This is a genomic window from Nocardioides psychrotolerans, assembly GCF_900113685.1.
In the GTDB taxonomy this organism is placed as follows: Bacteria; Actinomycetota; Actinomycetes; order Propionibacteriales; family Nocardioidaceae; genus Nocardioides; species Nocardioides psychrotolerans.
Genome location: NZ_FOQG01000010.1, coordinates 66842 through 90305, shown reverse-complemented (window position 1 = coordinate 90305; position 23464 = coordinate 66842). Strand labels below are relative to the sequence as shown.

Annotated in this window: 26 protein-coding genes; 10 read left to right on the top strand and 16 right to left on the bottom strand. The window is 70.5% G+C overall.

Annotation, left to right across the window (positions count from 1 at the left end):
• Window positions 1-51 precede the first annotated feature (51 nt).
• Together BM204_RS22675 and BM204_RS13325 are read left to right on the top strand one after the other, a co-directional pair.
• Entirely contained in the window at window positions 52-453 is a 402-nt protein-coding gene (locus BM204_RS22675) for a DUF6318 family protein (protein ID WP_177223721.1), read from the top strand.
• Between the two features lie 299 nt (window positions 454-752).
• Window positions 753-1349 (top strand): hypothetical protein, encoded by a 597-nt coding sequence (locus BM204_RS13325; protein ID WP_091114173.1) that lies wholly within the window; start codon window positions 753-755, stop codon window positions 1347-1349.
• 316 nt (window positions 1350-1665) lie between these two features.
• Here the strand turns inward: BM204_RS13325 and BM204_RS13320 are convergent, their stop codons facing one another.
• Window positions 1666-2136 carry a GNAT family N-acetyltransferase gene (locus tag BM204_RS13320; RefSeq protein ID WP_091114171.1) on the bottom strand — a complete coding sequence of 157 codons (471 nt, stop codon included), beginning with the start codon at window positions 2134-2136 and terminating at the stop codon, window positions 1666-1668.
• 31 nt (window positions 2137-2167) lie between these two features.
• Here BM204_RS13320 and BM204_RS13315 point away from each other — a divergent pair, with 31 nt between their 5' ends.
• Window positions 2168-2890 (top strand): class I SAM-dependent DNA methyltransferase, encoded by a 723-nt coding sequence (locus tag BM204_RS13315; protein WP_091114168.1) that lies wholly within the window; start codon window positions 2168-2170, stop codon window positions 2888-2890.
• 159 nt (window positions 2891-3049) lie between these two features.
• On the opposite strand, the gene BM204_RS13310 is transcribed toward BM204_RS13315, so the two are convergent.
• Genes BM204_RS13310 through BM204_RS13295 form a run of 4 tightly spaced genes read right to left on the bottom strand, consistent with a single transcriptional unit; the run spans window position 3050 to window position 7113 of the window.
• The gene (locus BM204_RS13310) at window positions 3050-3955 is read right to left on the bottom strand and encodes a phosphotransferase (RefSeq protein ID WP_091114165.1); all 906 of its coding nucleotides are present in this window, start codon (window positions 3953-3955) and stop codon (window positions 3050-3052) included.
• A gap of 10 nt (window positions 3956-3965) precedes the next feature.
• Window positions 3966-5558 carry an ABC transporter permease gene (locus BM204_RS13305; protein ID WP_091114162.1) on the bottom strand — a complete coding sequence of 531 codons (1593 nt, stop codon included), beginning with the start codon at window positions 5556-5558 and terminating at the stop codon, window positions 3966-3968.
• Window positions 5555-6457, bottom strand: coding sequence for an ABC transporter ATP-binding protein (locus tag BM204_RS13300; protein WP_091114159.1), 903 nt, complete (start codon window positions 6455-6457; stop codon window positions 5555-5557). Before BM204_RS13300 ends, BM204_RS13305 begins: the two co-directional genes overlap by 4 nt.
• Window positions 6458-6504: 47 nt before the next feature.
• Window positions 6505-7113, bottom strand: coding sequence for an acVLRF1 family peptidyl-tRNA hydrolase (locus tag BM204_RS13295; protein WP_091114157.1), 609 nt, complete (start codon window positions 7111-7113; stop codon window positions 6505-6507).
• On the opposite strand from BM204_RS13295, the gene BM204_RS13290 reads away from it, so the two are divergent.
• A complete protein-coding gene (locus BM204_RS13290) occupies window positions 7114-7701 on the top strand; it encodes an RNA polymerase sigma factor (RefSeq protein WP_143099767.1) in 588 nt (195 codons plus the stop codon). It begins immediately after the preceding gene.
• The gene (locus BM204_RS13285) at window positions 7694-8782 is read left to right on the top strand and encodes a hypothetical protein (protein ID WP_091114153.1); all 1089 of its coding nucleotides are present in this window, start codon (window positions 7694-7696) and stop codon (window positions 8780-8782) included. The genes BM204_RS13290 and BM204_RS13285 overlap by 8 nt, the downstream gene beginning before the upstream one ends.
• 32 nt (window positions 8783-8814) lie before the next feature.
• Here the strand turns inward: BM204_RS13285 and BM204_RS13280 are convergent, their stop codons facing one another.
• From BM204_RS13280 to BM204_RS13245, 8 genes are read right to left on the bottom strand one after another with little or no spacing between them, the layout of a single operon-like run.
• On the bottom strand, window positions 8815-9186 hold the full coding sequence (locus BM204_RS13280; protein ID WP_091114151.1) for a metal-sulfur cluster assembly factor: 372 nt from the start codon (window positions 9184-9186) through the stop codon (window positions 8815-8817).
• Window positions 9186-9650, bottom strand: coding sequence for a Fe-S cluster assembly sulfur transfer protein SufU (gene sufU / locus BM204_RS13275; RefSeq protein WP_091114149.1), 465 nt, complete (start codon window positions 9648-9650; stop codon window positions 9186-9188). The genes BM204_RS13280 and sufU overlap by 1 nt, the downstream gene beginning before the upstream one ends.
• Window positions 9651-9653: 3 nt before the next feature.
• On the bottom strand, window positions 9654-10910 hold the full coding sequence (locus tag BM204_RS13270; RefSeq protein ID WP_091114147.1) for a cysteine desulfurase: 1257 nt from the start codon (window positions 10908-10910) through the stop codon (window positions 9654-9656).
• Between the two features lie 5 nt (window positions 10911-10915).
• Window positions 10916-11677 carry a Fe-S cluster assembly ATPase SufC gene (gene sufC, locus BM204_RS13265; protein WP_091114145.1) on the bottom strand — a complete coding sequence of 254 codons (762 nt, stop codon included), beginning with the start codon at window positions 11675-11677 and terminating at the stop codon, window positions 10916-10918.
• Window positions 11678-11722: 45 nt separating this feature from the next.
• Window positions 11723-12058 carry a non-heme iron oxygenase ferredoxin subunit gene (locus BM204_RS13260; RefSeq protein ID WP_091114142.1) on the bottom strand — a complete coding sequence of 112 codons (336 nt, stop codon included), beginning with the start codon at window positions 12056-12058 and terminating at the stop codon, window positions 11723-11725.
• On the bottom strand, window positions 12058-13248 hold the full coding sequence (gene sufD / locus BM204_RS13255) for a Fe-S cluster assembly protein SufD (protein ID WP_091114141.1): 1191 nt from the start codon (window positions 13246-13248) through the stop codon (window positions 12058-12060). The genes BM204_RS13260 and sufD overlap by 1 nt, the downstream gene beginning before the upstream one ends.
• Window positions 13249-13295: 47 nt before the next feature.
• Window positions 13296-14714 (bottom strand): Fe-S cluster assembly protein SufB, encoded by a 1419-nt coding sequence (sufB, locus tag BM204_RS13250; protein ID WP_091114138.1) that lies wholly within the window; start codon window positions 14712-14714, stop codon window positions 13296-13298.
• Window positions 14711-15415, bottom strand: a complete 705-nt coding sequence (locus BM204_RS13245) for a helix-turn-helix transcriptional regulator (RefSeq protein ID WP_091114136.1) — start codon at window positions 15413-15415, stop codon at window positions 14711-14713. Before BM204_RS13245 ends, sufB begins: the two co-directional genes overlap by 4 nt.
• Window positions 15416-15494: 79 nt before the next feature.
• Here BM204_RS13245 and BM204_RS13240 point away from each other — a divergent pair, with 79 nt between their 5' ends.
• Window positions 15495-16787 carry a cytochrome P450 gene (locus tag BM204_RS13240; protein ID WP_091114133.1) on the top strand — a complete coding sequence of 431 codons (1293 nt, stop codon included), beginning with the start codon at window positions 15495-15497 and terminating at the stop codon, window positions 16785-16787.
• On the opposite strand, the gene BM204_RS13235 is transcribed toward BM204_RS13240, so the two are convergent.
• Window positions 16772-17206 (bottom strand): hypothetical protein, encoded by a 435-nt coding sequence (locus BM204_RS13235; RefSeq protein WP_091114129.1) that lies wholly within the window; start codon window positions 17204-17206, stop codon window positions 16772-16774. The genes BM204_RS13240 and BM204_RS13235 overlap by 16 nt on opposite strands.
• Complete coding sequence (locus BM204_RS13230) at window positions 17199-17564, bottom strand: hypothetical protein (RefSeq protein ID WP_091114127.1); 366 nt, start codon at window positions 17562-17564, stop codon at window positions 17199-17201. The genes BM204_RS13235 and BM204_RS13230 overlap by 8 nt, the downstream gene beginning before the upstream one ends.
• 23 nt (window positions 17565-17587) lie before the next feature.
• Here BM204_RS13230 and BM204_RS13225 point away from each other — a divergent pair, with 23 nt between their 5' ends.
• From BM204_RS13225 to BM204_RS13215, 3 genes are read left to right on the top strand one after another with little or no spacing between them, the layout of a single operon-like run.
• Window positions 17588-18523, top strand: coding sequence for an ABC transporter ATP-binding protein (locus BM204_RS13225; RefSeq protein WP_091114124.1), 936 nt, complete (start codon window positions 17588-17590; stop codon window positions 18521-18523).
• The gene (locus BM204_RS13220) at window positions 18520-19302 is read left to right on the top strand and encodes an ABC transporter permease (protein WP_091114122.1); all 783 of its coding nucleotides are present in this window, start codon (window positions 18520-18522) and stop codon (window positions 19300-19302) included. The genes BM204_RS13225 and BM204_RS13220 overlap by 4 nt, the downstream gene beginning before the upstream one ends.
• The gene (locus tag BM204_RS13215; protein WP_091114119.1) at window positions 19293-20210 is read left to right on the top strand and encodes a COX15/CtaA family protein; all 918 of its coding nucleotides are present in this window, start codon (window positions 19293-19295) and stop codon (window positions 20208-20210) included. The genes BM204_RS13220 and BM204_RS13215 overlap by 10 nt, the downstream gene beginning before the upstream one ends.
• A gap of 3 nt (window positions 20211-20213) precedes the next feature.
• Here BM204_RS13215 and BM204_RS13210 read toward each other — a convergent pair whose 3' ends face one another.
• Window positions 20214-21251 carry a heme o synthase gene (locus BM204_RS13210; RefSeq protein WP_371863254.1) on the bottom strand — a complete coding sequence of 346 codons (1038 nt, stop codon included), beginning with the start codon at window positions 21249-21251 and terminating at the stop codon, window positions 20214-20216.
• A 13-nt stretch (window positions 21252-21264) separates the two neighbouring features.
• On the opposite strand from BM204_RS13210, the gene tkt reads away from it, so the two are divergent.
• On the top strand, window positions 21265-23430 hold the full coding sequence (gene tkt / locus BM204_RS13205) for a transketolase (protein WP_091114115.1): 2166 nt from the start codon (window positions 21265-21267) through the stop codon (window positions 23428-23430).
• The last annotated feature ends 34 nt before the right edge of the window (window positions 23431-23464 follow it).

Genomic DNA, 23464 nt, shown 5'->3' with positions numbered 1-23464 from the left:
AGGGGGCGTGTGGGTGGGTAGGTTCGGTGGCATCACGCCCCGGGTCTGGGCGTGGAAGTCTCGGGAAGGGCCTGCCTCGTGAGCCGTGTCGTCCGTTCAGTTGTCGTCGGTGCTGTTGTCGGCCTGCTCTGCGTGGGGTGCTCCGACGACGAGCCACGGCCGAAGATGGCACCGCCACCGTCCGCCACTCCGACCGTCTCTGAGGCGCCGCCCGTCGACCCGACGCCGACCCAGGCGACTGAGGTCTTGGGGCCCGAGGAGACGGTGCGGGCGTGGGTGGCGGCGCGAAACGAGGCGCTGACCGACGGCGATGTCGAAGCGGTCACGGCGCTGTCTCAGAGTCAGTGTTCCTCCTGCGAGAACCTCATCTCGCCGATCGTCGAGACCTACGAACGAGGTGGCCGATACATGACCGCGGGCTGGTCGGTGCTGCGCACCAAAGCCGCCTCCTGAGCTGCCGACTCATCCTCAGTCACGGCTGCGTTGCGTCTCGCCGGCGGCACCACCTACGACAGCGCCAACGCCGACCCCGTCGCTTACGGATCCGAGCGCAGGATCGCGGTGTTCGAGCTTGAGACGCTGGGCGAGACCTGGGTCGTTTCCTTGATCGGCTTCCTCCGATGAGGTCCCTTCTCGTCGTTGCCGTTTGGATGACTCAACTCGTCCTTTCTGTGCCGTCATCCCACGCAGGTGGGTGCACCTGGCACGAGGTCTCATACTTCACGAACGGGCAAGTCGTAACCGAGCTCGAGATGTCGTGCGACGGCGCCTCACCCACGAACGGCGGCAGCGGCACCACTGTCCCGGTCGCCGCCACCACCCCCGTGGGCGAGGCCGCCTGTGCCGGAGCCGCGGCGCAGTTCGGCTATGACGTCGAAGACTTCTGCGTTTCGGCTGTCCAGCCAGTCGTGACGACGGGTCTGGTGGCACTAGCCCTTTCCCGACTGACCCTGCCCGCGAGCACGCTGGTCGTGCAGCCGCCCAACGGCCGCACGTTGGTGAACTTCGCGACGAACTTCTACACCGAGACTCAGCCTTTCACCCGCACGATCACCCTGCTGGGCCAGCAGGTCGACCTGCGGATCACACCCGCGTCCTACGGATGGCGTTTCGGCGACGGCCGGTCCGCGTCCACGACGACCCCGGGTGCGGCCTACCCCGATCTCCAGGTCACCCATGACTACCTGACGGCAGGCCGAGTCGCCCCGGCCGTGGACACGACCTACACCGCCGACTTCCGCGTCAACGGCGGCGCCTGGCGCCCCGTGCCAGGCGCCGTGACCATCCCCGGCGCGGCCGTCCTGCTCGAGGTCGTCGAGGCAACCCCGACGCTGGTCGGCTACCGCTGACGAGCACAGCGGCTTGGGACACAGAGCCTCGTGTCGTCGACTGCGCCTGACGACGCACGCGCCCATCTCCCGATCAAGCGGCTCCTGGCGACCGGGGAGGATCTCACGCATCACCACGCGTGAGATCCTCCCCGGTCGCGTCGGAGCAGCAGGGAGCCGAGACATCGCCCACGCCACGCGTGATCCGCCAGCGCTCACTCGCGTCTGGTGAAGAAGACCTTCCGCCCTGGGAAGGGCTCGCCCACGGGGCTCGACCAGCAACAAGCCACCGCGCCTGCACCATCGCGCCGACTCTTTGCCGCGAACAGCGAACGGCTCAGCCCGAGCGTGCCGGCATGTCGTAGGTGATCACCGGGAGCCGGACGGCCAGCGCGTCGTAGAGCTGTCGAGCAGGGTTGCCATCCCCCGTCGTCCAGCGCACCGTGCTCCAGCCCTGCGCACCCGCGAGCGTCGACAGCGACCCGAGGAGCGCACGAGCGCCGCCGCGGCCACGCACCTGCGGCGCGACGAAGAGGTCGTCGAGGTAGCACCCGATCGACCCGGCGAGCGGTCGCTCGAAGATCCGGTAGTGGGCGAGGCCCACCGGGTCCGGCTCGTCGTCAGGCCGCAGCAGCAGGCACCGCGTCTGGCCACCAGGGCGCACGATCCAGGACCAGACCCTCGCCAGGTGGGCGTCGTCGAGGCGGTCACCGGCGGCGGCGGCGTACGCCGTGTAGAGACGGCCCCACACCTCCCGATCCTGATCGGTCGACTCGCTGACCACCCACGACACGCCTGGACTCGTCATGGCGCCATCCTCCACGTCCTAACGTCGAGGGGTGCGACCACCCGACCCCGCCTTCGCCGATCCACGCCTGGCCGAGCTCTACGACGTGCTCGACGACGACCGGAGCGACCTCGACGCCTACGTCGCGCTCGCCGACGAGGTGGAGGCACGTCGGGTCGTCGACATCGGGTGCGGAACCGGCTCGCTGGCCGTGCTCCTCGCCGCACGGGGCCTCGGCGTCGTCGGCGTCGACCCGGCGGAGGCGTCGCTCGCGGTGGCCCGCACCAAGCCCTACGCCGACCGGGTCACCTGGCTCCACGGAGACGCGACGGCTCTCACGCCGGACACGCGGGCCGACCTGGTCGTGATGACCGGGAACGTGGCGCAGGTCTTCGTGGACGACGACGACTGGCACGCCACGCTCAGCGCGGTGGTCCAGAGCCTCCGACCCGGTGGATGGTTCGTCTTCGAGACCCGCCGACCGGAGGCCCGCGCGTGGGAGACCTGGGACGTCCCACCCTCGACCGTCCACCTCCCTGGCGGCACCCACGTCGTGGTCAGTCGCAGCATCACCGAGGTGGCGCTGCCCCTGGTCACCTTCGAGACGATCACGACGATCGGCGGCGAGCGCATCAGCTCGACCTCCACGCTGCGCTTCCGCACGCTGGAAGAGCTGTACGCCGACCTGCCCGCGCGCGGCGTGCAGGTCGTCGAGGTCCGGGACGCACCCGACCGGCCCGGGCTGGAGCACGTCGTCCTGGCCCGGCGCACCTGATCAAGGCGGCGCCCTCAGACCGGTCCGACGACGTCGGTCAACCACGACTGGACGTCGTCGACGAGCCGCACGTGAGGGTGGTGCCAGAAGACGCTGTCGTGGACGATCGGGCCGATGGCCACCACGTGCGACAGCAGCCCCAGCTCGAGATCTGGTCGTTCACCAGTCGACGAGGGCCTCGATCGCGGGGAACTGGCGCTGCAGCGTGCGCAGGTGGGGAGCGACGGCCGGGTGGCGGTACTTGCCGGCGAGGGCGCCCTCTCCCCCGGCCACCCTCGCCAACGCCCACTCGGCGCGGGACAGGGCCGTGTAGACCCCCGAGATCCGGGCGCCGAGCACCACGTCGTCGCGCGAAGCGGCTGCGCTCGGCAGCCCCAGCAGGTAGGCGTCGAGCAGCGGCTCGAACTCCTCTCGCGAGGACAGCGACAGCAGTCCCAGGTCGGCTCCAACGGGTCCCGTGCCGAGCATCGACCAGTCGATGGCGATCACCTCGTCGCCGGCGCGGCCGGGCAGGTTGGCCAGGGTCGGGTCGCCGTGCTGCGGCACGTGCGGGAGCGACTCGCTCACCGCGAGCAACGTCGTACGACGGGTCCAGAGGTGGTCGGCAACGTCGGCCACCGTCGTGCGTGCGAGCGTCGGCCAGCCGCCCCGCGACTCGACCCGGAGGAGGCGTGCTCGCAGCTGGTGCTGGGCCAACCACGCCGGCCGCGGCAGGTCGCAACCCGCGAACCGGCCCAGGCCCAGGGCGAGGAACAACCCACTGGAGGAGGCGTCCTCCACCCACTCACGCGTGACCGTGATGCCGTCGGCGTCCTCCTCGACTCCCGCAGGAGCCGTGCGCAACCCGGTGGTCCTGGCGGTGAGGGCGCAGTCGAGCACGTCGGCCTCGCGTCGCCAGTAGGCGAAGTGCCGGGGATCGGACAGCTCGACCGGGTCGTCGTCACGGGGACGCGCGATCCGCTTCACGACCATCGGTCGCCCACTCAGGGAGGTGCGCCAGACCCCCACCGTGGACGTGCCGGTGCCTCCGGGGAGCGGGTGCCACCCTGGCTCGGGCTGCCACATGATCGGGACGTTAGCGGATGTCGCGCCGCGAGAACGCGAACGCGCCGACGAGTGAGAGCGCGACCGCGACCGCCAGCAGGGCCACGAACGGCAGCACCCGGAACGGCTCGGCCGGCGCGAGCGCCAGGTGCTCGTAGGGCGACAGCCCGCGCAGCCACCCTGGCATCCGGAACACCTCGCCGAACATCAGCACGACGACGCCGAGGACCAGGACCAGCCAGGCGGCCGACTGGGCGCCCGGGGCGACGCCGTACAGCAGGAGGGCCACGCCCACCGTGACGAGCACCGGGGCCACCATCGCGAGCATCGGCAACGTGAGTCGCTCGAACGCCCCGAGGTCCCCGGTGACCATCGCGTAGCCGCCCGCGAGGCCGACACCTGCGGCAGCCACGACCAGGACGGTCCCGAGGACGCAGACAGCGACCTGACCACCCAGCCAGCGCAGCCGCGACACCCCGGTCGACAACGTGAGCTCGGCATGGCCATCCTCCTCCTGCCCACGCGGTCGGCCCATCGACGACAGCGCGAAGCCGGTCGCGATGAGTGCCAGCATCACCAGCGACACCGCGAAGAACCCGTCCACGAGGTCCCCGGCCGCGGCTCCGAAGATGTCCTCGGTCAGGGCAGAGTCACCGACCAGGTCGCCGGCGTCGTCGCCGATCGAGCCGTAGGCCAGTCCGCCGAGCAGGATCCCGCCGGACCACGCCAGGACCGAGGCGCGTTGGAGCCGCCAGGCGAGCGCGAAGCCGCTGCGCAACGCGGGCGAGGCCACCGCGGGGCCGGGCCTGGCCGCCAGCACCCCGGAGCCGAGGTCACGTCGGAGGAACAGCGCGACGGCCAGCACGGTGGCCAGCAAGGCACCGACCACCAGGAGCAGTGCAGGCCACCAGCGGAGCCCGGAATAGGGGTGCATTGCCTGGTACCACCCGATCGGGCTCAGCCAGCTCAGCGCCGGGGAGCCGACGTCGCCGACGGCCCGGAGCCCGTAGGCGAGACCGATGACCGCGCCCGCGAGGCCGTAGGTCCCACGAGTGGTCGACGCCAGCTGCGCTGCCACCAGGGCCGAACCGGTGAAGAAGGCGCCGCACAGCGCGAGCCCGGCACCCGTCGCGATGGAGTCGGCGAACGACAGCCCGTAGGCCACGAGACCCGCGCCCGTGAGGAGCCCCGCGACGACGACCGCCGCCAGGGCCGTCACCGCTGCGGCAGCCAGGGTTGCGCACCGACCGACGGCCGTGGCGCGCACGAGCTCCTCGCGGCCACGCTCCTCCTCGGCACGGGTGTGGCGACCGACCAGGAGCATGGCCATCAGGCCGATGGCGACGGCGCCGACGGCGCCCGCCTGCCACATGACCTGGCCACCGGTGGTGTTCAGCGCCCGCGCCGGCCCGGCCATGGCGATGAACGCGGTGTTGCCCTCCATCGTCGCGGCCGCCCTGTCGAAGTCGGCCTGCGAGGTGTAGAGACCGTCGACGCTGACCGCCTGGGAGACGAAGAGCGCCGAGAGCCCGACGCTCCACCACAGCAGCTGCCACCGGTCGCGGCGCATGAAGGTGCGCAGGAGCAGCGTCCATCCGGTGGTCGCCGCGGCCAGGCTCGTCACGCTTCCGACTCGATCCGGTCCCCGTAGTGGCGCAGGAACAGCTCCTCCAGGGTCGGGGGCTGGGTCGTCAGGCTGCGTACGCCGACCGCGACGAGCGCCGCGAGTGCCGGGTCGAGGAGGGCAGTGTCGATGTCGAAGCGCGCCCGGTGGCCGTCCACCACGAGGTCGTACACGCCCTCGAGCTGCTCGAGCCCGCGCGGCGGACCGGCGAGCTCGACGGTGACCGACGTACGCGTCAGGTGCCGGAGCTCGCCCAGGGAGCCGGTCTCCACGCACCGTCCGTTGCGGATGATGCTGACCCGGTCGCAGAGCTGCTCGACCTCGGCCAGGATGTGGCTGGAGAGCAGGACCGTGCCGCCGCGGGCCCGGAAGTCCTGCACGCACTGCTGGAAGGCCGACTCCATGATCGGGTCGAGGCCCGACGTCGGTTCGTCGAGGAGCAGCAGCTCCACGTCCGCCGCGAGCGCCGCGACCAGCGCGACCTTCTGCCGGTTGCCCTTGGAATAGCTGCGGCCGCGCTTGGTCGGGTCCAGCTGGAAGAGCGCGACGAGCTCGTCGCGCCGCGTCGGGTCCACCCCGCCGCGCAGCCGACCCAGCAGGTCGATGACCTCACCGCCGGTGAGGTTGGGCCACAGGTCCACGTCCCCCGGCACGTAGGCCAGCCGGCGGTGCAGGCGTGCTGCGTCGGTCCACGGGTCACCACCCAGGAGGCTCACCTCGCCGGAGTCCTTGCGCAGCAGCCCCAGCAGCACCCGGATGGCGGTCGACTTGCCGGCACCGTTGGGGCCGAGGAAGCCGTGCACCTCGCCCCGCTCGACGCTGAGGTCTAGCCGGTCGAGCGCGAGGGTGGACCCGAAGGACTTGGTGAGCCCGCGGACCTCGAGCGGCGGTGTCGTCACCCGGGCGACCCTAGACCCGGGCTACCCGTCGGGGTCAGGGTTGGAGGTCACGCATTGCGTACGTCGATCCGCGCGCTGCAGGCGTCGCGCACGGCCTGCTCGAGGATCCCCCGCTTCGGGGCGGGCACGTCGAGCCACGGCTCCACCACCGTCAGGCCGGTCAGCCGCGCATCGGCGAGGACCTCCTCGACCGCGCCGCGATCACCACCGGTCACGACCGGGTGACGACGCCCGAGGATCCGTGCCGCGTGCTCGGCCGCCGCCTCGTAGGCCTGCCGCGCCTGGTTGTCCCGGCGTCTCGCGAACCGCTGCTGGGACTGGCCGCCCGCCTTGGTGCGGCCCTGCACGTGCCGCTGGCCGACCTTCGACTCCCCCGTCGTCGTCCCGGAGAGTCGGGCCACGGCGAAGCCACCCTTGCGGACCAGCAGCACACCCCAGTCGTCGGGGACCGACGCCGAGACGGCGGCGATGAACGCGTCGGCGTCCGGCAGCCCGTCGTAGCGCTGATCGAACGGCAGCACCGCCGTGAAGTCCGACCCGTCCTCCGCCACTCCGGTCAACGCACCATCCGTCACGGCGTGGGTCGTCGGCCCGTGCCGCTCTGCGAAGTTGGCGAGCCACCGCTCGATCCGGGCGGCAGGGACGATGATCGACACGTGGGCGAACCTAGCGGCTCCCGGGAACCGGACGGGTCGCTGTCGCGTGTCACTGGTGTGGAGTCGGACGAAGCAGCGCGGGACCGGGAGGTTGCCAGGGTCTATGCACGCACGTGCGGACCCCTGATCGGCCTGCTCACCGTGATGGGCGGCTCGGCCGCGGACGCTGAGGAAGTGGCCCAGGACGCGTTCGTGAAGCTGCTCGACCACTGGGAGAAGGTCCAGGACTACGAGGACATCGACGGTTGGTTGCGGATCGTCGCCGTGCGCCTGCTGATCTCAAGGTCCCGACGACGCCAGGTCGCGACGCTCGGGCTCGCACGCCTGCGGGCCGGACACGACTCGAGCGTCGCGCCCCCACCCTCCGAGACCCGGCTCGACGTCGTCGACGCCCTGGCCGGGCTGCCTGTCGGGCACCGAGCCGTGGTGCTGCTCCACCACGTCCACGACCTATCCATCGCCGAGGTGGCCGCGCTGCTGCGGCTGCCGGCCGGCACGGTCAAGTCCCGCCTCTCGCGAGCCCGTGCGGCCCTGACGCCGCTGCTCGCCGACCCCGATCCGATCACGAACGGAGCGACACGTGACTGAGCCGCAGCGAGACCTCACCTCCGCGGTCGAGGCCGCGACGCCGACCGAGCCGCCGTCCTACGACGGGGTGCTGGCGCGCCGCGACCGACGGCACACGCGTCGACGCGCCCTCGTCGCCTCCGTGGGGGCAGCCGCGCTGGTGGCAACCGTGCTCGGGGGCTCGGCCGCGCTCCGCGGCGGCGATCCCTCGACATCGCCTCCGCCTGCCGCTGGCCCCTCGCCATCGACGTCGTCATCGCCCGTGGCGACACCACCCGAGGACGTGCCGCCAGCCTGGGACGGCGAGGGAGCGCCACCCATCACCCTCCAGCTCGACGGCCGCGCGGTCGCGCTGGAGCCGTGGACCTCCTGCTTCACCGGTCGACCAGACGATCGTGGCATCGCCTCGGCGGGCTGCTTCGACGGCTTCCCCCAGCCGCCGTTCGAGGACGTCGGTGGGCGCGAGCAGGTGCTCTTCTCCTTCCCGCTCGAGGGGTGGAGATTCACGGCGAGCTTCACGCCCTCGGGTGAGGGCGCGTGCGAGCGCCGGATCACGGTCCCGGTCCGGAAGACCGGTGCCTACTCGTTCCAGGTCCCGATGGCTGGGCCTGCGGGCTCCTACGACGTCGACGTCTTCGGCCGCGGCCCTGAGGGTGATGTGATCACGACCTTCGCCTGGACCACGAGCCAGCTCGGTGCGCTGCCCGACCCGAGCGGCTACGTCGGCCTCGTGACCGATGACGAGGAGGGTTTCCGTGCCTACCCGCTCGAGATGGGCCTGAGCGACCTGGCCGAGACACCACGGCGTGCCTCGGTGACGATGAGGGTCACAGCGGCAGACGGGACATCTCAAACGATCGGCCCCATCTCGGCCGGTCGCGGCTGCTCCGGCGGGGGCTCGGTGTCCTTCCGGGAGGGTGGCGGGTCCGGTGGCGGCACACCGTTCGGCCTCGGCCCGGCACCGTTCAGCTATCGCGTCGAGGTCACCCTCGACGGCACGACCTACATCGGCACGGCCGTGTGGCCGCGCGACGAACGGCGCGACGAGCAGCCCTACACCGATCTCAGGTTCGACCCACCGCTGCCGGCGTACACGGGCTAGGCCTCAGGCGCCTCGGTCGCGCTCGTCGCGCCTCAGACGTTGAAGCCGAGGGCGCGCAGCTGCTCACGGCCGTCGGGGGTGATCTTGTCGGGGCCCCAAGGCGGCATCCAGACCCAGTTGATGGCGACGTCGTTGACGAGGCCCTCGAGGGCGGCGTTGGTCTGGTCCATGATCACGTCGGTCAGCGGGCAGGCCGCGGACGTCAGGGTCATGTCGAGGACCAGGTTGCTGGACTCGTCGAGGTGGACGTCGTAGACGAGGCCCAGGTCGACGACGTTGATCCCGAGCTCGGGGTCGACGACGTCCTTCATCGCTTCCGTGACGTCGTCCACGGACACCGTCGACACCCCGCCGCCGGCGGGAGCAGCCTCGGGCACGTCGGGCAGGTCGCTGTGGTCAGCCATCAGATCTCCTTCGGTGCGGGCTCGACGGAGCCCGCCTGGGTGGTGGCGTCTTTCCAGGCCATCCATGACAATAGTGCGCACTTCACCCGTGCTGGGAACTTCGCGACACCGGCGAAGGCGATGCCGTCCTCGAGGACGTCCTCGTCGGGCACGACAGTGCCCTTGCCCTGCATCAGGGTGAGGAACTCCTGGTGGATGCTCATCGCCTCGGCGACCGGCTTCCCGATCACCAGGTCGGCCATCACCGAGGTCGAGGCCTGCGAGATCGAGCACCCCACGGCGTCGTAGGACACGTCGGACACGATGCCGTCGGAGACGTGGACGCGCAGCGTCACCTCGTCACCGCACGTGGGGTTGACGTGGTGCACCTCCGCCTCGAAGGGCTCACGGAGTCCCTTGTGGTGGGGATGCTTGTAGTGGTCCAGGATGATCTCCTGGTAGAGGGCGTCGAGGTCTTGGCTCATCTCTCAACTCAACTTGAAGTAGGACCGGGTGTATTCCAGCCCCTCGACGAGGGCGTCGATCTCGGCCGGGGTCGTGTAGAGGTAGGACGACATCCGGGTCGAGCTCTGAACCCCGAAACGGGCGTGGGCGGGCTTGGCGCAGTGGTGACCGGCTCGTACGGCGACGCCGCGAGAGTCGAGCACCTGCGCGATGTCGTGCGGGTGCACACCCTCGAGCTCGAAGGAGATCGCTCCCCCGCGCTGGGTGGCGTCCAGCGGACCGAGCACCGTCAAGCCCGGCAGCGTGGCCAGACCCTCGAGCGCGTAGGCGGTGATCGCCTTCTCGTGGTCGTGGATCGCCTCCATGCCGATGTGGCCGAGGTAGTCGACCGCGGCGCCGAGGCCGATGGCCTCGACGATCGGCGGGGTGCCGGCCTCGAACTTGTGCGGGATCCCGGCATAGGTCGAGACGTCCATCCGGACGGTCTCGATCATCTCGCCACCCCCGTGGAAGGGCGGCAGCGCGTCGAGCACCGCACGCTTGCCCCAGAGCACGCCGATGCCGGTCGGGCCGACGACCTTGTGGCCGGTGAAGACCAGCAGGTCGGCACCGGATGCGGTGACGTCGACCGGCAGCTGCGGCACGGCCTGGGAGGCGTCGACGACCACGATCGCGCCGACCTCGTGGGCGCGGCGGGCGATCTCGGCGACCGGGTTGATGGTGCCGAGCATGTTGGAGACCCAGGTCAGCGAGACGACCTTGGTGCGCTCGTTGATCAGCTCGTCGATGTTCGACAGGTCGAGACGTCCCTCGTCGGTCAGCCCGAACCACGTCAGCGTCGCGCCCTTGCGCTGCGTCAGCATCTGCCACGGGACGATGTTGGAGTGGTGCTCCATCTCGGTGATGACGACCTCGTCGCCCTCACCGATCGCCAGGTCGCCGGTCGCCCAGGCCAGCGTGTTGGCGACCAGGTTGAGCGACTCCGTGGCGTTCTTGGTGAAGATCACCTCATCGCGCGAAGGCGCGCCGATGAAGGCGGTCACCTTGTCGCGCGCCGCCTCGAACGCCTCCGTCGACTCCGCGCCCAGCTGGTGCATGGCGCGGGAGATGTTGGCGTTGTGCCGCTCGAGGTGGTCGACCATCGTGTCGATCACCACCTGCGGCTTCTGCGAGGTGTTGGCGCTGTCGAGGTAGACCAGCGACTGCCCGTTGTCGAGCACGCGCTCGAGGATCGGGAAGTCCTTGCGGATCACGTCCAGCTCGGGGAGCAGGCCTTCCATTGCGGTCAGACCGTCGTCTTGGTCAGATACTTGTCGTAGCCCTCGGCCTCTAGCTGGTCGGCGAGCTCGGGGCCGCCCTGGTCGGCGATCTTGCCGTCGACGAAGACGTGGACCTGGTCGGGCGTGATGTAGCGCAGGATCCGCGTGTAGTGCGTGATCAGCAGGACGCCCTTGCCTTCCTGGGCCCGGAAGCGGTTGACCCCCTCGGAGACGATCTTGAGCGCGTCGATGTCCAGGCCGGAGTCGGTCTCGTCGAGCACGGCGATCTTCGGGTTGAGCAGCTCGAGCTGGGCGATCTCGTGGCGCTTCTTCTCGCCACCGGAGAAGCCCTCGTTGACCGAGCGCTGGCCGAAGGTCGGGTCGAGGTTGAGGTCCTGGAGTGCCTTGTTGACGTCCTTGACCCAGTGGCGCAGCTTGGGCGCCTCACCGTCGATGGCGGTCTTGGCGGTGCGCAGGAAGTTCGACACCGAGACGCCGGGGACCTCGACGGGGTACTGCATGGCCAGGAAGAGGCCAGCGCGGGCGCGCTCGTCGACCGACATCGCGAGGACGTCGTCACCGTCGAGGGTGACGGTGCCACCGGTGACGGTGTATTTCGGGTGGCCGGCGATGCTGTAGGCCAGCGTCGACTTGCCCGAGCCGTTGGGGCCCATGATCGCGTGGGTCTCGCCGTCGGCGATCGTCAGGGTGACGCCCTTGAGGATCTCCTTGGGTCCGTCCTCGGTCTTGACCGAGACGTGCAGGTCCTTGATCTCCAGCGTGCTCATATCTGTGATTCCTCTCTGAAAAACCAGTGGGTGAGGTCCGAGACCTCAGGTGGGGCGCACGCCGTTGAGCGTTGTGGTGGTGTCGATGTAGACGCCGTCGTCACGGACCTCGACCGGGAACGTCGCGACCGGCTCGGTGGCCGGGAAGCTGCTGGGCTTGCCCGTGCGCAGGTCGAAGCGCGAGCCGTGCAGCCAGCACTCGATCGTGCAGTCCTCGACCTCGCCCTCGCTCAGCGCGACAGCAGCGTGGGAGCAGAGGTCCTGCAGGGCGAAGACCTCGTCACCGGCACGGGCGACCGCGACGTCGAAGGCACCGACGGTCACGCCGATCGCCTCGTCGGTCGGCACGTCGCTCAGCGCGCAGGCCAGCTCGAAGCCCATCAGGAAGCGTCCTCGGCCGGGCGGAGCACGTTCTTGGAGAGCTCCTCCTCGACGGTGGCCATCAGCTTCTCCTCGAGCTCGGGCACGCCGACCTTGCGGATCAGGTCGTTGAAGAAGCCGTGCACCACCAGGCGGCGCGACTCTGCCTCGGAGATGCCGCGGGCCTGGAGGTAGAAGAGCTGCTCGTCGTCGAAGCGCGCGGTCGCGGAGGCGTGGCCGGCTCCCTCGATCTCGCCGGTCTCGATCTCCAGGTTGGGCACGGAGTCGGCGTGGCAGCCCTCGGTGAGGACCAGGTTGCGGTTCTCCTCGTAGGTCTCGATGCCCTCGGCGACCTTGCGGATCAGGACGTTGCCGATCCAGACCGTGTGAGCGCCCTGTCCCTGGAGGGCGCCCTTGTAGATGACGTTGCTCTTGGTGCGGGGCTCGTTGTGGTCGGCGAAGATGCGGTGCTCGATGTGCTGCCCCTCGTCGGCGAAGTAGAGCCCGAGGAGCTCGGCCTGTCCCCCGGGACCGGCGTACTCGACGTTGGCGTGCATGCGCACCAGGTCGCCGCCGAAGGAGATCGCGGTGTGGCGCACGGAGGCGTCGCGGCCCACGAGGATCGCGTCGCGGCCCAGGTGCACCGCGTCGTCGTCCCAGTCCTGCAGGGTGAGCACGTTGGCGTTCGCGCCGTCGCCCACGAGCACCGACGTGGTCGCGGAGTAGCGCGCCGAGCCCGTGTGCTCGAGCACGACGGTGGCCTTCGAGAAGCGGCCGATGCGGATCACGAGGTGGCCCCACACGAGGTCGTCGACCGAGTCGCCGTGCAGTCTGAGCCAGACCGGCTCGTCGAGCTCGAGGTCGGCCGGGACGTCGAGGAGCAGGGCACCACCGGCGTTGGCCACGGCGAGCGCCGAGGGACGGTCGTTGGGCGCCAGCTCGCCGATCTCCGCGGCCTCGGCCGCGGAGATCTCGGTGAGGGTCACGCCCTCGGGCAGCGAGGTCTCCCAGGTGAGCTTGGCCTCGGAGGCCTCGCCGTCGAGGATGCCGCGCAGTCGCTTGAGCGGGGTGAACCGCCAGATCTCCTCCCGGCCGGTAGGGGCCGGGTGGTCCGCCAGGTCGTAGGACGGCGGCGGGTTGAGGTGGCTCTCGGTCCGCTTGGTCTCGAGCATCGACTCCACGCTCTCGCGTGCGGTGTCGGTCACAGTCACTGAAAGGTCTTCCTAGCTGTTCGGGTGTGAACGGGACGTGCCGGCCGTCAGCCGACCGCGCCCTCCATCTGCAGCTCGATCAGCCGGTTGAGCTCGAGGGCGTACTCCATGGGGAGCTCCTTCGCGATCGGCTCGATGAAGCCGCGCACGATCATCGCCATCGCCTCGTCCTGCTCCATGCCACGTGACATGAGGTAGAAGAGCTGGTCGTCGGACACCTTCGACACGCTCGCCTCGTGACCCATCGAGACGTCGTCCTCGCGGATGTCGACGTAGGGGTAGGTGTCGCTGCGGCTGATCTGGTCGACCAGCAGCGCGTCGCAGAGCACGTTGGACTTGGAGCCGTGGGCGCCCTCGTTGATCTGGATCAGCCCGCGGTAGGACGTGCGGCCACCGCCTCGCGCCACCGACTTGGACAGGATCGAGGAGGACGTGTTGGGCGCCGCGTGCACCATCTTGGCGCCGGCGTCCTGGTGCTGTCCCTCGCCCGCGAAGGCGATCGAGAGCGTCTCGCCCTTGGCGTGCTCGCCCATCAGGTAGATGGCGGGGTACTTCATCGTGACCTTGGAGCCGATGTTGCCGTCGACCCACTCCATGGTCGCGCCCTCCTCGCACACCGCACGCTTGGTGACGAGGTTGTAGACGTTGTTGGACCAGTTCTGGATGGTCGTGTAGCGGCAGCGACCACCCTTCTTGACGATGATCTCCACGACCGCGGAGTGCAGCGAGTCGGAGGAGTAGATCGGCGCCGTGCACCCCTCGACGTAGTGCACGTAGGCACCTTCGTCGACGATGATCAGCGTGCGCTCGAACTGGCCCATGTTCTCGGTGTTGATCCGGAAGTAGGCCTGGAGCGGGATGTCGACGTGGACGCCCTTGGGCACGTAGATGAACGAGCCGCCGGACCACACGGAGGTGTTGAGCGCGGCGAACTTGTTGTCACCGACGGGGATGACGGTGCCGAAGTACTCCCGGAAGAGCTCCGGCTGCTCCTTGAGGGCGGTGTCGGTGTCGAGGAAGAGCACGCCCTGCTCCTCGAGGTCCTCGCGGATCGAGTGGTAGACGACCTCGGACTCGTATTGCGCCGCGACACCGGAGACGAGGCGCTGCTTCTCCGCCTCGGGGATGCCGAGCCGGTCGTAGGTGTTCTTGATCTCCTCGGGGAGGTCGTCCCACGTGGCGGCCTGCTTCTCGCTGGACCGGACGAAGTATTTGATGTTGTCGAAGTCGATGCCGTCGAGGTCGGAGCCCCAGGTCGGCATGGGCTTGCGGTGGAAGAGCTTGAGGCCCTTCAGTCGGAGGTCGAGCATCCACTGCGGCTCGCTCTTGAGGGCCGAGATGTTGCGCACGACGTCCTCGCTGAGACCGCGCTTGGCGGTCGCTCCGGCGACGTCGGTGTCGGCCCAGCCGAAGTCGTAGCGGCCGATGCCCTTCAGCTCGGGGTTGAGCTCTTCGATGGAGGTCATGAGCTGACCGCCTTCCTCGTGTCGGTGGAGCGGGACGGATCCACGCCGGTCGGGATGCACGTGGTGCACACCCCGTCGCCGTGGGCGATGGTGGCCAGACGCTGCACGTGGTGGTCGAGGACGCGGCTGATCGCCTCGGTCTCCGCCTCGCACAGCTGGGGGAACTCGTGGGCGACGTGGGAGACCGGGCAGTGCTGCTGGCAGAGCTGCTCCCCCACCACCGGCAGCTGGCGAACGCTGGCGATGTAGCCCTCGTCGGTGAAGATCTTGGCGAGCACCTCGGCGGGGCTCAGGTCGGGCTCGGCGGTCATGAGGGGGCCGAAGCGCTCCTCGACGAACGCCACGCGACGGTTGGCGAACTCGCGGACGGCCTCGTCGCCCCCGGTCTCGGCCAGGAACCGCAATGCCTGGACGGCGAGGTCGTCGTAGTGCTGGTCGAAGCCGTCACGGCCGTGGTTGGTCAGTGCGAACACCTTGGCCGGTCGTCCGCGACCACGCGAGACCTGCGAGCGCGGCTCGCGTGCCTCCAGGGCGCCTTCCTCGACGAGCTGGTCGAGGTGACGTCGTACGGCGGCCGGCGTGAGCTCGAGGAGCTCGGCGAGCACCGCAGCGGTGGAGGGTCCGTGGTCGAGGATCGACCGGACGACGCGCTGGCGCGTCGGCTGGTCCGCGCCGCGGGCGGCGCTCTCGTCGAATTCCACAACGCCAGTGTGCCGTTAATGGGCACCGGCATTCAAGGAAGGGGAGCCTTACTCGGCCCGCGCCTGCCACGATGTCGCTGTGCCCCTGCCTGACATCGTGCCCGCTCCCCCGTTCGCGGTGGGGGTGGGGCTGCCCTGGGACGAGCCGGTGGGCGACGCGGTCGCCACGATCGCCGCCGCGCGCGCCACCCACGGCGACACCTTCACGATCACCAGCGGCCGCGACCACTACCTCTTCACGTTCTCGCCGCGCGGTGTCGAGTCGTTCTACGCGTTGCCCGAGGAGCAGGCCAGCAAAGGTGTCGCGGACTACCTGATGCTGCGCCGCAAGCTGCCCGACGGCATCTTCGACGGACGTCGGAGCCTGCCGGGCTCGCTCTTCCGGCGCGACGACGTGACGGGCTACCTGAGGCACCTGGACGAGGCGCTCGCCCAGACCGTGGCGGAGCTCGGACCCTCCGGTGAATGCGACGTCTTCGCGTTGACGCGTCGGCTCGCGCACCGGATGGGTCTGGCCTCCTGGGCCGGCCCCGACGCCGCCGACGGCGACACCTTCGAGGCGCTGGTCGCTGCCTTCGACACCCTCGACGGCTCGGACGCGTTCGTCCATCCTGACGCGATGGCCGCCGTGGCCGCCTCCGGCAAGGCCGCCGAGCAGGCGGCGCTCGAGGTCGTCGTCGAACGCATCAGCTCGGCCGTCGACCGGCTCGCGGACCTCGACGCAGGAGACCACGCCCTGTTCGCCAGGATCGTCGCGGCCTGGGCCGACGAGCCCGACGACGTACGACGCCGCGGGGTCGCCCTCGACGTCGCGCTGATCCACGTCGCCTCGATGTCCAACCTGGCGGCCGCGCTGGGGTGGGCGCTGGTCGACCTCGTCGACCACCCCCAGGAGGCTGCCGCGGTCGTGGCGGGAGACACCGACCTGGCGCAACGCTGCGCGCTCGAGTCCACCCGCCTGGCCCAGCGCTCGATCATGGCCCGCACCGTCCTCGGCCCGGTCACGCTCGACGTCGGCGACGCGGTCCACCAGGTCCCGGCCGGTTGGACCATCGCCACGCTGCTCCCGCTGCTCAACACGACCGCCGCGCCACGCCTGGACCGGTGGGACCCCAGCCGGTGGGACCGGCACCGGCTGGCCGACACCAGTGACCTCGCCTCGCCCCAGCTCGTGACGGCCTTCGGTCACGGACGGCACTCCTGTCCCGCGCAGCCCTTCGCGCTCGCGGCCATGACGGCTGCGGTGACCACCCTCCTGGCGAGCTATGACCTGGCGCCTCGGTGGTCGTCGTACCCCTCGCCGGTGCCGGCGCAGATCGGCGGCGTCGCGCGAGCCGACGGGCCGTGCGTCATGAGCTACGTGCTGCGCTGAACCGTGCCGCGCTGCACCGTGCTGCCATGGGCCGCGGGCCGGGTCACCCTCAGCCACGCCAGCCCGACGAAGGGCAGGACCAGCGGCAGGAAGCCGTAGCCCTGACCGAAGTGGGACCAGACGGTCTTGTCGGGGAAGAGCGCGGTGTCGACGTAGCTGAGGGTGCCGACGACCAGGACCCCCACGAGCTCGATCGTGCAGGCGACCACCGCGATCAGCCACGACCGCCGTCCGCCGAGCAGCAGGCACGTCGTCGCCACCAGGTAGATCACCGCGGCCAGCAGCGACAGCGAGTAGGCCACCGGTGCCTTGTCGGCGTCGGCGCCGAGCTGGACCAGCGAGCGGCCGGTCGCGGCGACCGCGAAGACGCCGTAGACGAAGACCAGGACCCGACCGGGCCCGGACGAGAGGTCACGCACCGGCGCCGGCCCAGATCACGTCGAGGCGCAGCTCGAGGGCGACGACGGTGAACGCTGCGGCCCCCAGGACGGCTGTGCCGGCTCGGGTGCGCTCGGCCAGCGACCAGAACGCCCCGATGGGCAGTGCGGTGAGGATGCCCACGAGATAGCTCACGAAGAGCACGCCGGACACGTCGCGCTCGGTGCCGGAGAGCTGCACGGAGCCGATCACCAGCTGCACGAGGAGCACGACCTCGATCACCGCCAGCAGCGCGAACAACGAGTCGCCGGCCGTCTCGTCCTTGACCAGCAGCACGGCGATCCCGAGGAGGGCCACCACCGACAGCACCAGCACCGCACCCATGACCCAGTCGTTCACACGCCCAACCCTAGACTCTGGGTGTGTCCGAACCGCCTGCCGTCTCCGTCGACGGTCTGGTGATGCGATACGCCGACAAGGTCGCGGTCGACGAGCTCAGCCTCACCGTCGAGCGCCACACCATCACCGCGGTCCTCGGACCCAACGGCGCCGGGAAGACCACGACCCTCGAGACCTGCGAGGGCTACCGCAAGCCCCACCGCGGCACGGTGCGCGTCCTGGGCCTCGACCCGGTCGCCGACCGTCGCGACCTGCACCCCCGCATCGGGGTGATGCTCCAGGGCGGTGGCGCGTGGAGCGGTGTGCGGGCGATGGAGATGCTGCGTCACGTGGCCAAGCTGCACGCCCACCCCCTCGACGTCGACATGCTGGCCGAGCGCGTCGGACTGGGCGACTGCGGACGGACCCCCTACCGACGGCTCTCCGGCGGCCAGCAGCAGCGCCTGGGCCTGGCCCTCGCCCTGGTCGGCCGACCCGAGGTCGTCTTCGTCGACGAGCCGACGGCCGGCATGGACCCCCAGGCTCGTCGTACGACGTGGGCCCTGCTGCAGGAGCTCCGGGGCGACGGGGTGACGGTCGTGCTCACCACGCACTACATGGAGGAGGCCGAGCGCCTCGCCGACCAGATCCACATCATCGACCACGGCCGCCTCGTCGCCAGCGGCTCGCCGCTCGACCTGACCCGTGGCGGTTCGGTCACCACGATCCGTCTCGTGGTCACCCGACCATTCCCTCCCGGCTCGCCGGCGTCACTGCGCACCGCCCTCGGCGAGGCGATCGAGGTCGTCCAGCTCGACGAGCTGAGCCTGCTCGTGACCGGGCCGGCGGACGCATCGACGCTGGCCAAGGTCTCGCGCTGGTGCGAGGACAACGGTGTCCTGCCCGAGTCGTTGACGCTGGGCCAGCGCAATCTCGAGGACGTCTTCCTCGAGCTCACCGGACGGGAGCTCGCGCCATGAGCGCACCCACGACGCCGACCGGCGCCTTCGCCCCGATGCCGGGCGCCGCGCCGCTGCCGCGCATGGTCCTGGCCCAGGCCGGCATGGAGGCGCGGCTGATGTTGCGCAACGGCGAGCAGCTGTTGCTGGCCGTGGTCATCCCGGTCATCGTCCTCATCGGCGGGGTGATGGGCTCGGACCGGATCGGGCTCGACTTCACCCGCTCGGCCGTCGACACGCTCACCCCCGGCGTCCTGGCCCTGGCGATCATGTCGACGGCGTTCACGTCGCTAGCGATCGCCACCGGCTTCGAGCGTCGCTACGGCGTCATCAAGCGTCTCGGCACCTCGCCCCTGTCGCGCTCGGCGCTGCTGGCCGGGAAGATCGGCGCGCTGCTGCTCGTCGAGGTCCTCCAGGTCGCCGTCATCTCCTCCGTCGCCCTCGCCCTCGGCTGGGAGCCGAGCGCGAGCGTGGTCGGCGTGGTGCTGGCGGTCGTGCTCGGCACCGCTGCTTTCGCCGGTCTCGGCCTCGCGCTGGCGGGGTCCCTGCGCGCCGAGGCCACCCTCGCGGCCGCCAACCTCGTCTACCTCCTGCTGCTCGCCGGCGGCGCCGTCGTGCTGCCGATGTCGGCCTACGGCGACTTCGGCGAGGTCGTCCGCTGGCTGCCCTCGGGCGCTCTCGGCAACGCGATGCGCGAGGCCCTCAACGACGCAGGAGTCGCCTGGCGCGAGCTGGTCGTGCTCGGCGGCTGGGCCGCGATCGGCACCGTCCTCACCGCCAAGACCTTCACATGGGAGTGAGCCAGGTGTCCTTCGCCCGCTACGTCCGCCCGCTCGGCTGGGCCACCCTGGTCGCCAACGCGATGCTCGTGGTCACCGGTGGTGCCGTGCGCCTGACCGGCTCCGGCCTGGGCTGCCCGACCTGGCCGCGCTGCACCGACCAGTCGTTCACGCCCCACGGCGCCCTCGACCTGCACGAGGCCGTCGAGTTCGGCAACCGGATGCTCACCTTCGTGCTCGTCGCGATCGCGGTGGCCACCTTCGTCGCGGCCTGGCAGACCGGTCGTCGCGACCTGCGCCGGCTCGCGCTGTGGCTGGCGCTCGGCATCCCGGCCCAGGCGGTCATCGGCGGCATCACCGTCCTCACCGACCTCAACCCCTGGATCGTGTCCTTCCACCTGCTGTGCTCGATGGCGATCATCTCGCTGGCCGTGCTCTTCGTGCGCCGCATCGACCAGCCCGGCCCCGCGCCGGCCGGCGGGCCGCTCGTCGGCCTTGCCTGGGCGACGTACGCCGCGTCCTGGGCGGTCCTCTACATCGGCACGGTCGTCACGGGCTCGGGTCCGCACGCCGGTGACGAGGACTCCCCTCGCAACGGGCTGGACCCGCTGCAGGTGAGCCAGCTGCACGCCGACTCGGTCTTCCTGCTCGTCGGGCTCACGATCGGGCTGCTCTTCGCGCTGGCCGCCCTCCGCGCCGGTGCAGAGGCCCGCCGGGCGGTGCTCGTGCTGCTGCTCGTGGAGCTGGGCCAGGGGGCCATCGGCTTCGTGCAGTACTTCACCGACCTGCCGATCGTGCTGGTCGCCTTCCACATGCTCGGCGCCGCGCTGATCTCGGCGGTCGTCACGTGGACGCTGCTGGCGGTGCGCACCCCCCGGGCCACACCAAGCGCCACCGACCAGGACGCCCGGGTCGCCGTCAGAGCTTGACCGTCAGAGCTTGAGCAACGGGTCGAGGGCGACCGCGACGAACAGCAGCGACAGGTAGAGGTTGGAGTGGTGGAACAGCCGCATCGGCTGGATCACGCTCAGGTCCTCGGTGCCGCGGGCACGACCCCACATGCGGTGGGCCTCGACAAGGAAGACAGCGCCCAGCACGGCGGCGGCGATCGGGTAGAACAGGCCGGTGCCCGCGACCGGCCACAGCAGCAGCGACGTGGCGACCATGACCCAGGCATAGAGGACGATCTGACGGCCCACCTCGCGGGCCGGGACCACGACCGGGAGCATCGGGACGTCGACTCCTGCGTAGTCCTCGCGGTAGCGCAGTGCCAGCGCCCAGGTGTGCGGCGGCGTCCAGAAGAACACGACCGCGAAGAGGATCACCGGCACCCAGGACAGCTCGTTGGTGACGGCCGTCCAGCCGATCAGCGCCGGGAAGCAGCCCGCGAGCCCGCCCCAGACGATGTTCTGGGTGGTGCGGCGCTTGAGCACCATCGTGTAGCCGAGGACGTAGAAGGCGTTGGCCAGGACCGCGAGGCCGGCCGAGAGCAGGTTCACCCACACCACGAGCACGACGGTGGAGAGGATCGCCAGGACCGAGGCGAAGACCAGGGCCGAGCGCGCCGTGACGATGTGGCGCGGCAGCGCCCGGCGTCGGGTGCGACGCATCTGCTCGTCGATGTCGCGGTCGTAGACGCAGTTGTAGGCCGACGCCGAGCCTGCCGACAGCGTGCCCCCGACGACGGTCGCGAGGACCAGGCCCAGTGAGGGGATCCCGCGCTCGGCGAAGAACATCACGGGCACCGTCGTGAGCAGGAGCAGCTCGATCACGCGGGGCTTGGTCAGCCCCACGTAGGCCATCACCACGTCCTTGAAGCCTGGCGCGCCGTGCGACCCACTGGCGGACCCATTGGCAGACCCGTCGGGGTCCGGCTGGTTGACAGCAGGGACCGGCTGGCCGACGTGGGTCACAGGTGTCCTCGGGTAGCAGGATGACGAGCAGGAAATGAGCGGCGGAGCGGGTGTCAGTCTAGCGGCGGCCATGAGTAGGCTCGGTGGTGCCCGTCATCAGCGAGAGGAACCCGTGAGCGACCCCGTGAGCACTGCCCCCGCACTGGACTGGACCGACCTGGACCAGAAGGCCGTCGACACCGCCCGCGTCCTCGCCATGGACGCGGTGCAGAAGGTCGGCAACGGCCACCCCGGCACCGCGATGAGCCTGGCCCCGGCCGCCTACCTGCTCTTCCAGAAGGTCATGAAGCACGACCCGGCCGACCCCGACTGGCTCTCGCGCGACCGCTTCGTCCTCTCCTGCGGACACTCGAGCATCACGCTCTACACGCAGCTCTATCTCGGCGGCTTCGGGCTCGACCTCGAGGACCTCAAGGCGCTGCGCACCTGGGGCAGCAAGACGCCCGGCCACCCGGAGTACCACCACACCAAGGCCGTCGAGGTCACCACCGGTCCCCTGGGACAGGGCATCGGCAACGCGGTCGGCATGGCGATGGCGGCCCGCAAGCAGCGCGGCATGCTCGACCCGGAGACCCCCGTGGGCGAGAGCCTGTTCGACCACCACGTCTACGTCCTCGCCAGCGACGGCGACATCCAGGAGGGCATCAGCTCCGAGGCCTCCTCGATCGCCGGCACCCAGCGCCTGGGCAACCTCACCGTGATCTACGACGCCAACGAGATCTCCATCGAGGGTGACACCAACATCGCGCTGAGCGAGGATGTCGCGGCTCGCTACGAGGCCTACGGCTGGCACGTGCAGACCGTCGACTGGACCCACGGCGGCGAGGGCTACCGCGAGGACGTCCACGAGCTCTACGCTGCGATCGAGGCCGCCCGCGCAGCCACCGACCGCCCGAGCTTCATCAGGCTCCGCACGATCATCGCGTGGCCGGCACCCTCCGCGCAGAACACCGGCAAGGCCCACGGCTCGGCCCTGGGCGAGGAGGAGGTCGCAGCGACCAAGAGGATCCTCGGCTTCGACCCCGAGCAGACCTTCGAGGTCCCGGCCGACGTCATCGAGCACACCCGCCGCCTGGGTCAGCGAGGCTCCGCTGCGGGCGATGCCTGGGACGAGCAGTACGCCGTGTGGTCCGCGGCCCACCCCGACCGCGCCGAGCTGCTGCACCGGCTCAACAGCGGAGCGCTCCCGGAGGGGTGGGACGCCGATCTGCCGTCGTACGACGCGGACCCGAAGGGTGTCGCCACCCGCAAGGCCTCGGGCGCCGCGATCAACGCGATCGCGGCGACCGTGCCCGAGCTGTGGGGCGGCTCGGCCGACCTGGCGGAGTCCAACAACACGACCATCGAGCAGCACGGCTCCTTCCTGCCCGTCGACCGCGCCACGAAGATGTGGGACGCCGACCCCTACGCCGGCCGCGTGCTGCACTTCGGCATCCGCGAGCACGCCATGGGCGCGATCATGAACGGCATCGCCCTGCACTGGAACACCCGCGTCTTCGGCGGCACGTTCCTCACGTTCTCCGACTACATGCGCGGCTCGGTGCGGCTCGCGGCGATCATGGGCCTGCCCGTGACCTACGTGTGGACCCACGACTCGATCGGGCTCGGCGAGGACGGCCCGACCCACCAGCCGGTCGAGCACCTCGCCGCCCTGCGGGCGATGCCGGGCCTCGACGTCATCCGTCCCGCCGACGCCAACGAGACCACGGCCGCCTGGCGCGCCGTCATGCTCAACGCACGACCGGCCGGGCTCGCGCTGAGCCGCCAGAACGTGCCGACGTTCCCCCGCGGCACCGACACGGACGGTCAGGAGTGGGCCGACACCAGCGAGGTCCACCGCGGTGGCTACGTCCTCCTGGAGGCCGAGGGCGGCCAGCCCGACGTGATCCTGGTCGGCACCGGCTCCGAGGTCCAGCACGCCGTCGAGGCACGCACGGCGCTGGCAGCGGAGGGGATCAAGGCCCGAGTGGTCTCGATGCCGTGCCGCGAGTGGTTCGACGAGCAGGACGCCGCGTATCGCCACTCCGTGCTGCCGCCCGCCGTGAAGGCCCGGGTCTCGATCGAGGCCGGGGTCGCGATGGGCTGGCGCGAGATCGTCGGGGACGCCGGCCGGATCGTCTCGGTCGACAGGTTCGGCGCCTCCGCTGACGCCGCCACGATGTTCGAGGAGTACGGCATCACCGCCGAGGCCGTCACCGCGGCCGCACGCGACAGCCTGGTCGCCGTCGCCGGCTGACCACCACCCGTCACCTAGCCTCCGGGAGAGCACG